Origin of the sequence: Photorhabdus khanii NC19, assembly GCF_000517265.1 — a bacterium.
Taxonomy (GTDB): domain Bacteria; phylum Pseudomonadota; class Gammaproteobacteria; order Enterobacterales; family Enterobacteriaceae; genus Photorhabdus; species Photorhabdus khanii.
On record NZ_AYSJ01000011.1, the window covers coordinates 119123 to 125505 of the forward strand.

Annotated in this window: 3 protein-coding genes; all 3 read left to right on the top strand. The window is 58.2% G+C overall.

Going from position 1 to position 6383, the window contains the following annotated elements; genetic code table 11:
• The first annotated feature begins 1 nt into the window (after position 1).
• From tssA to PTE_RS10405, 3 genes are read left to right on the top strand one after another with little or no spacing between them, the layout of a single operon-like run.
• On the top strand, positions 2-1435 hold the full coding sequence (gene tssA / locus PTE_RS10395) for a type VI secretion system protein TssA (RefSeq protein WP_036846006.1): 1434 nt from the start codon (positions 2-4) through the stop codon (positions 1433-1435).
• Positions 1432-4977, top strand: coding sequence for a type VI secretion system membrane subunit TssM (gene tssM, locus PTE_RS10400; RefSeq protein WP_036846009.1), 3546 nt, complete (start codon positions 1432-1434; stop codon positions 4975-4977). The genes tssA and tssM overlap by 4 nt, the downstream gene beginning before the upstream one ends.
• Before the next feature lie 57 nt (positions 4978-5034).
• A complete protein-coding gene (locus tag PTE_RS10405; protein ID WP_036846012.1) occupies positions 5035-6372 on the top strand; it encodes a VasL domain-containing protein in 1338 nt (445 codons plus the stop codon).
• The last annotated feature ends 11 nt before the right edge of the window (positions 6373-6383 follow it).

Consider the following 6383-nt stretch of genomic DNA (forward strand, 5'->3'; position numbering starts at 1 on the left):
CATGGATATCAGGAAACAATTTGACTGGCAGGAACTCCTGCTGGCCCCCCTATCGGATGAACTGACCGGCAGGGAACTGAATGAAAACGAACCCGCCTGGGAATATATTGACGGGGAAATGGTTAAGCTGGGATCACTGGCCCATTCCACCCTCGATATTGAAGAGATCCAGCGTCAGGCGCTGCAACTGTTCAGCGAAAAAAGCAAAGATTTCAGGCTGATGGTTCATTTGTTGCGCACACTGCAACATAGCGGCAACCCCGCTGAACTGATACTGGCAATGGAACTGCTGGCCGATTATATCCAGCATTACTGGCAGACCGCCTGGCCACAAAAACCCCTGCTCAAACGTCGCCTGGCCCAGCAGGTCATTAAACGTTTTGACACTGCTCATACAGGTTTCTGCGAACAGGCGGATGAAACTCAGCGAGAAGCGGCGCAAGGCGCACTGGCCCATCTAGCGCAATGTTGGCATACCGATGAGCCTGCACTAGCTAAAGAGATCGACCAGCTACGCCCCCGCTATGCCCGCAAACCCGCGCCAAAACCCGTCGCCGCACCGGCTGAATCAGCAGAAACCGGCGCACAACCTGCGGGCACCTCCGCGCTGACACCCGCACCGGCACCGGATGTCGCAGTAGACAGTTCCAGTGAAAAAGCCTGGAAACAGACATTACTCACCGTCGCTGATCTCCTGTGCGAACGCCAGCCCGACATCGCCACAGGTTACCGTCTGCGCCGTTATGCCATCTGGCACACCCTGACCACCGCACCGACGGCCAGCAGTAAAGGCAAAACCCCACTGGCACCGACTTCGGCAGACCGTACTGCGGATTATCTGGCAAAACTGCCCACAGCCGATAAATCTTTGCTGCGACAGATAGAACAGAGCCTGACCCTCGCCCCTTACTGGCTTGACGGCCACGCTATCGCAGCTCAGGCCGCCGAAAAACTCGGCTATACCGCCGTCGCTGGGGCCATCCGTGATGAACTGAAAGCATTTCTTGAACGCCTGCCGGTGTTACAGACCCTGTATTTTTCCGATATGAGTCCGTTTATCTCCTCCTCAACCCTGAACTGGCTGCAACCGCCGGCGACTGCGGCCGTCAACGGCGGCGCAACACAGGATCAAGAAGCCATCTGGCAATGTTTCCGGCAACACGGACTGGAAGCGGCACTCAATGCGGCAGAACAGCACCAGCAGCAACTGACCGAACCCCGGGATCAATTCTACGGTCAGCTGCTCACGGCACAGCTGCTTGAACAGGCAGGCATGACGGCCCTGGCACAACAACATTACCGGCATCTGTTACAGGCAGGACAACACCTGTTACTCACCCATTGGGAGCCCGGCCTGCTGGCGGCACTGGCAGAAAAAGCCGCAATGACCGCCGCCCCAAAGGATACGATCGCAAACAGGAGCGTTAACCCATGAACTGGCTCTCTCTTCTTCTGAAAAATATCAAAAAACCGGCGATGCCGCGCCTGCCGCCGCTCAAAGCCACCGCCTCGCTGATACTGGCCCTCCTGCCCTGTATTGCCCTTATCTGGATATGGTGGTGGGGACCCGGCTGGCAGTTCAGACAGACCCACCCGCTGGAAAATCTCTCCGCCCGCTGGCTGGCCACCGTCATTATTATCCTGCTGGCACTGGGCTTTATCGGGACGAAAATCTGGCGCCGTCTGCGTCAGCTCGAAAAACTCAAACTGGATGTGGAGTTGAAAGAGATCGATCCGGTCCTGGCCGATATAACTCATCAGGACAGCTACCTTAATCACTGGAAAGAGCAGTTACAGCGCCATCTCGGCACCTGGCATTACCTCTACCAGCGCCCCTGGTACCTGATGCTGGGCAACACCGGCAGCGGCAAAACCGCACTGATTCAGGAAGGCTACAAACTGACTGATATCTCCCTTCCTGACAGCCATAAAGGGGAAGAGGCTCACCCCCTGCACCTGCGCTGCTGGCTGGGGGAAAAAGCGGTCATCATTGACCCGGACGGCTTTCTGATCGACCAGATATCACCGTCCGATACCCGCAAGCCCCAGCTGCCCACCCGTCTGTGGCAATCGTTACTCGCCTGGCTGACCGAAAACCGTCAGCGCCAGCCCCTCAACGGCATTATTCTGACGGTGGACACTCATCGTTTACTGACCGACAACAAAGAGCAGCGCGAACGGTATATCGCCGCGCTCCATCTGCGCCTGCAAGATCTGCGGTTAACCCTGCACAACCACCTCCCCTTCTATCTGGTGCTGACCAAACTTGATCTGCTGCATGGCTTCAGTGCGGCATTTCAGTCACTGGACAAGCCGCAACGCACACAGATACTGGGCGTCACCTTCAGCCTGAATGCGCATGATGAGCACAGCTGGCGTACTGAACTGGCGCAGTTCTGGCACCAGTGGATGCAGCAACTCAATGCCGCGATGCCGGACATGATGCTCAACAAAGTGGATATCAGCCAGCGCAGCCCGCTGTTCAGTTTCACCCGCCAGATACAGGGGCTGCACAGCTACCTGATTCAGTTGCTGGAGGGCATTCTCTACAATGGCGGCCCGGCACAACCCGGACTGCGCGGCGTTTATCTCACCTCGTCCAGACAAATCGGCCAGATGGATGACATCTTTACCCAGTCTGCCGCCGTGCAGTATCACCTGGGGCCACAGGCCTTTCCGACCTGGCCGGTGGCCGATACCTCCCCCTACTTCACCCGTGCGCTGTTTGAAGACGTCCTGCTGGCCGAACCCAATCTGGCGGCGGAAAACCGCCTGTGGTTAAGCCGTAACCGCCGCAAACTCCTGACCTTCTCCACCGCCGGCACCGCGGTCGCCCTGGCGCTGTGGGCCGGCTGGCACTATAACTATCAGAAAAACTATCGGGCCGGTGAAGAAGTGCTGGCGCAGGCCAAAACCTTCCTGTCCATTCCCCCACCCAAAGGGGAAGACCGCAACGGGAACTTACAGTTGCCCCTGCTGAACCCTCTCCGGGAAGCGACTCTGGCCTACGGGGATTACCATAAAAAAGGGCTGTTCACTGATATGGGCCTGTATCAAGGTTCCGATGTCGGGCCGTATGTCGAAAACACCTACCTGCAACTGCTGTCCCAGCGCTTCCTGCCTGCGCTGATGAATGGCCTGCTGGATGACCTGAACCAGGCTGCCAAAGGCAGTGAAGAGAAACTCGAAGTCCTGCGCATCATGCGGATGCTGGAAGACCGCAGTGGCCGCAATAAGTCACTGGTGGAACAGTACATGCGCGAACGCTGGAGTCAGGTCTTTAACGGCCAGCGGCAGGTGCAGGAACAGTTACTCACCCACCTCGACTATACGCTGGACCATACGGACTGGCGGGCGGCCCGGGAAGCAGATAACCCGGCGGCTATCAGCCGCTTTGCCCCTTACCAACGCCCGATGATAAACGCTCAGAAAGAACTGAGCCAGCTCTCCATTTACCAGCGGGTGTACCAGACCCTGCGCATCAAAGCCCAGGACTCACTGCCGCCGCCTCTCAACCTGCGTGACCAGATTGGCCCCAGCTTTGACAGCCTCTTTATCGCCAATAATGACAAACAGCTGATTATCCCGCAGTTCCTGACGATGAACGGCCTGAACAACTACTTCGTCAAACAGGACGACCAGCTGATTGACCTGACCGTGATGGACAGCTGGGTACTGAACCTGTCACACAACGTGCAGTACAGCGAGACCGACCGTCAAGAAATTCAGCGCCAAATCACCGAGCAGTACCTGGGCGATTACACCGCCACCTGGCGCGGGGCCATGAACAACCTGGATATCCGTCACTTTACCGATATCCCGCAAGCCATCGGTGCCATTGAACAGGTCATCAGCGGGGAACAGCCTCTCAGCCGCGCATTGCAAATCCTCAGCGACAACACCCGCCTGCCGGTGATTAATGATACCCTGCCGGCCAAAGAGCAACAGCAGTTACGCGACACGCCGGATTATCGCCTGCTGGTACGCATCAACCGGGAGTTCGCCCCGGAAACCGCCGTGCTGGTGGAATACGGGGATAAAAACAGCACCCTACAGGGGGTGTATCAGAAACTGACCGAGCTGCACCGCTACCTGCTGGCGATTCAGAACGCCCCGGTACCGGGTAAAGCCGCCCTGAAAGCGGTCCAGCTGCGACTGGAACAGAACAACAGCGACCCCATCTTCGAAGTGCAGCAGCTGGCGAAAAACCTGCCGGCACCGTTAAACCGCTGGGTCGGTGAACTGGCTGAACAGGCGTGGCGGGTGGTCATGAGGGAAGCGGTCAGCTCGCTGGAAGTCGAATGGAGCGAAAACGTCGTCAAACAGTACCAGACCTACCTGGCCGGCCGCTATCCGTTCAACCCGGAAGCCACCCAGGATGTGCCGCTCAGTGAGTTCGACCGCTTCTTCCGGCCGGGCGGCACGCTGGATGCCTTCTATCAGCAAAACCTCAAACCGTTTGTCGAGAACAACCTGACCTACGGTACGGACGGGGAACAGCTTATCCGCCCGGATGTGCTGAAACAGCTGACCCTGGCTAACCGTATTCGCGACACCTTCTTCACGCCGCAAAACGGCCTCGGGACCCAGTTTGCCATTGAACCCCTCAGCCTGACCGGCAATAAACGCCGCAGCCTGCTTAACCTCGACGGACAGTTACTCGATTATGCCCATGGCCGCGGCAGCATCGTACACTTAATCTGGCCAAACTCGATGCGGGCCGGGGTGGAAAGTCAGCTCACGCTGATACCGGACGTCAGTGGCAAATCCCCACGCGCCATCAGCTTCACCGGCCCGTGGGCACAACTGCGACTGATTAACAGCGGCAAACTGACCAACGTACGTCAGGATTCCTTTGATGTGCTGTTCAGCGTGGATGGCGGTGACATGACCTACCGTATCTACGTGGATGAATCCGACAACCCGTTTGCCGGCGGCCTGTTCAGCCAGTTCACACTGCCCGATACACTCTATTAATCCATCATAAAAAAGCCCCTGCCCCGCGCCAGCGGCGGCAGGCAAGGATAAACTGCCATGCGTGAACACCCTGAAAACCTGATTATCCGTGCCGGCGGTAACCCGATGAACCTGCCGGCGTTCACGGCAATACGCGAAGAAATCAACAAAATTAACCACCCGTCTCAGCCGGCGGTGAACTGGCCGCTGATTGAATCCCTGGCCCTGACGCTGTTTCGCTCCCACGGCGTCGATTTGCAGAGTGCGATTTACTACACCCTGGCCCGGATGCAACTGAGCGGCCTGGCCGGCTTTACCGAAGGCTGTGAACTGCTGGCCGGCGTGATGGTCAGCCAGTGGGATGAACTGTGGCCGCCACAACCCGCGGTCCGTACCGAAATGCTCGACTGGTTTAACACCCGCAGCGGCAACGTCCTGCGCCAGCACAACTACACCGCCCGCGACCTGCGCATGATTTACCGGGCAGAGCGAGCCTTACAGTTAATCGTCGACCGGCTCCAGCAGTCCGATTTGAAACGCCTGCCCAAAGTCGAAAACCTGCTGTGGTTTTTCCAGAACACCGCGAAAAAACTGGAAAATACCCGTATCCTGCCCACACCGGCGCCCAAGCCTGTCCAGATGCCGCCGCTGGTCTACCTGGCCAATACAGAGCCGGAACCGGCTGAACCGGAAACCGACGACGCCCCCGGCTACGACAGCCATCAGCCCAGGGTCCAGGTCCGTTTCCCTGAGCCGCCGCCCCGGATGAGTGCCTTACAGGGCTTCGGACTGGGCGTCCTGCTGGGCGCGTTTATCCTGACCGGCAGCTGGCTGGGGCTTTACCGGCCGCTGCAACAGCAGCTCACAGCCCTGACCCAGACACCGGACGGTGCACGACTGGCCTGGCTGTACCAGCCTGACCTGCCAGCCTATGAACAACAGTTAACCCGGTTAGCGGACACCTCCCCGCTGGTGGTGCTGCAAAACGCCGAACAGCTGACCGCCATGGCACAGAAAACCTGGCCGCAGGACAGCGAACAGCAACGTGAAACCGCCCGCTGGCAACAGTTACAGGCCGTGCGACTGGATAACGCCCCGCTACCGGGCAGCTGGCATCAGACCCAGCATCAGCTCCAGCAATTAGCCGACAAAATCCTGGCGCAGGAGCGCAACCGCGGCAGTTTTACCCTCTCTTACCTGAAAACCGCGATTTATCAGATTCAAACCAGCCACAACCGCGAGGTGCCGCTGGAAGAGTTGCTGCGTCAGTTCGCTGCGGCGGTCGAACAGGGACACCCCGTTTCACCGGCGCTGAGAAAAAAGACCGACGACCGCTTTAACGCCCTGCTCAGTCGCTACTATGCATTGCAAAAAGAAACCGGGCTGACCGTGCAACCTGTGCAAATGACCCGATGAGCCTCTCAGTT

What these genes read in the sequence shown, in the direction of transcription:
- tssM (WP_036846009.1), top strand. Translation starts at nt 1,432, where the DNA reads ATGAACTGGCTCTCTCTTCTTCTGAAAAATATCAAAAAACCGGCGATG.
- PTE_RS10405 (WP_036846012.1), top strand. Translation starts at nt 5,035, where the DNA reads ATGCGTGAACACCCTGAAAACCTGATTATCCGTGCCGGCGGTAACCCG.
- tssA (WP_036846006.1), top strand. Translation starts at nt 2, where the DNA reads ATGGATATCAGGAAACAATTTGACTGGCAGGAACTCCTGCTGGCCCCC.